The organism is Cohnella sp. GbtcB17, from assembly GCF_019091135.1.
Classification (GTDB): domain Bacteria; phylum Bacillota; class Bacilli; order Paenibacillales; family Paenibacillaceae; genus Cohnella.
On sequence record NZ_JAGXJW010000141.1, the window covers coordinates 1 to 1,444 of the forward strand.

Below are 1,444 nucleotides of genomic sequence, written 5' to 3' on the forward strand. Positions count from 1 at the left end.
TTGTCGAGATAGCCGGCCGGCTCGGCGGCGAGCACGATGACGGGACGGTAGGCGAGCGCGCGGCCGATCGCTTCGCGCTGCAGCTGGCCGCCGGACAGCACGGAGGGCAGGTGCTTGCGGCGCTGTCCGAGACCGAGCGTGTCGACCAGCTCCCGGATATAAGCTTTGTCGGGCTGACGGTGGTCGAGCAGCAGCGGGAGCATAATGTTCTCTTCGACGTTCAGGACGGGGATCAGGTTGTACGATTGGAAAATGAAGCCGATCTTGCGCCGGCGGAATACCGCCCGCTGCGACCCCAGCAGCGAGTAGAGACCCTCGCCGTCGATGCGGACGGTCCCGCCGGGCCGGAGCCGCTGGCGCCGACGATGGCGACGAGCTCGCCTTGCGGTATGGAGAAGGTTACGTTTTTGAGCGCTTCGACGAGCGTGCTGTCTTTGCCGTAGGACTTGCTTAAGCCGGCAGCTTCAATGACATTCATCAGGTGAATCATCCTTTCCTCGCGATTGCGGTGTTGCCGATCACGAGGTTCAGTATACAGCTCCCACCTTACAGGGGAAGGCGCCGCCGCTTACAGATTTGTAAGAAAGCTACGTTGCGGGCAATTGCGTAAGAGGAAGGGTCAGCGTGAAAACCGTTCCGCCGCCCTCGGCTTTCCCGGCCGACAGCATCCCGCCGTGCCGCTCCGCGATCGTCTTGGCGAGGGGGAGACCGAGGCCGACGCCGCTGCCCCCTCCTTGTCCGGAAGGGGCACGATAAAACTTTTTGAATATGTGCGGCTCGTCTCGTGCGTCGATCCCTGCGCCTTGGTCGATCACCCGCAGGCGAACGAAAATCGGCGTCGTCTCCCAGGCGACGCTCACGACGCCGTTTGGCGGACTGTGCTCGACCGCGTTTTTGACGAGATTGGCGAGCGCCTCCGCCAGCCATCTCGGATCGTGCGGCAAGCTGACCGGATCGGCGGGCTTCACGAGGCGGACCTCTATCCCTCGTTCCTCGGCAAGGCGCTCGACGGCATGGGCCGCCATCCGAACCGTCTCGCCAATCGGCGCCCGTTCAAGCTGCATCGGCAGATTGCCCGCTTCCAGCCTTGCGAGCTTCAGCAGCGTCTGAATGAGCCACTCCATGCGTTCCAGCTCGCGCGAGCATGTCCGCAGGAACTCCTCCTGCTCCGCCGGCCCGACGCTGCCGCCCTGCAGCAGCTCGACATAGACGGTAAGGGAGGCGAGCGGCGTCTTGAGCTGATGGGAGATGTCCGCGATCGTGTCGCGAAGAAAGTCCTTGTCCCGGCTCAGCTGCGCGATCGTCTCCTGCAGGCGCAGCGACAGCTCCTGGACCTGATGCGCCAGGAGCCCCAGCTCGCCCTCGGCGTAGATGCGGAACTTCATCGGCCGATTCTCCTTGACGGCCGCCTCGAGCGAGCCGGCGAGGCCGCGCACTTCGGCCA

The 1,444-nt window shown here is 64.3% G+C and carries 3 protein-coding genes; all 3 read right to left on the bottom strand.

Annotated elements, in window-relative coordinates; genetic code table 11:
• Positions 1-326: ATP-binding cassette domain-containing protein (locus tag KVT38_RS35120; protein WP_368859200.1), on the bottom strand; the 326-nt coding region annotated here is incomplete at its 3' end.
• On the bottom strand, positions 233-478 hold the full coding sequence (locus KVT38_RS35125) for a hypothetical protein (RefSeq protein ID WP_254639751.1): 246 nt from the start codon (positions 476-478) through the stop codon (positions 233-235). The genes KVT38_RS35120 and KVT38_RS35125, both read right to left, overlap by 94 nt.
• 109 nt (positions 479-587) lie before the next feature.
• A partial coding sequence (locus KVT38_RS33335; RefSeq protein WP_217598037.1) for a sensor histidine kinase occupies positions 588-1,444 on the bottom strand: 857 nt, incomplete at its 5' end.

Bases quoted from the DNA above. Each gene is read 5' to 3' on its own strand.
- KVT38_RS35125 (WP_254639751.1), bottom strand. From the start codon at position 478: ATGAATGTCATTGAAGCTGCCGGCTTAAGCAAGTCCTACGGCAAAGAC.